The sequence below is a fragment of the Aeromonas sp. L_1B5_3 genome (genome assembly GCF_963866575.1).
Lineage (GTDB): Bacteria > Pseudomonadota > Gammaproteobacteria > Enterobacterales > Aeromonadaceae > Aeromonas > Aeromonas jandaei.
Genome location: NZ_CAWMDN010000084.1, coordinates 1 through 213 on the forward strand (window position 1 = coordinate 1; position 213 = coordinate 213).

The window sequence follows — 213 nt, forward strand, 5'->3', positions numbered from 1 at the left end:
GGTATTGCCGGGGATCGCCAACGCCGGGGTGAAACCATGAAGGCGATGATCCTGGCCGCTGGCCGTGGCGAGCGGATGCGCCCGCTGACTGACCTGCTGCCCAAGCCGTTGTTGGCTGTCGGGGGCAAGCCGCTCATCGTCCACCATATCGAAAAGCTCAAAGCAGCCAGAGTCACCGAGCTGGTGATCAACCACGCCTGGCTCGGCCACAAG

The 213-nt window shown here is 63.8% G+C and carries 1 protein-coding gene; it reads left to right on the top strand.

Annotated features, from left to right (window positions below; all coding sequences use genetic code 11):
* Window positions 1-36: 36 nt before the first annotated feature.
* Window positions 37-213 (top strand): nucleotidyltransferase family protein (locus AACR93_RS05460; RefSeq protein WP_156153064.1); only part of this gene is annotated, 177 nt, incomplete at its 3' end.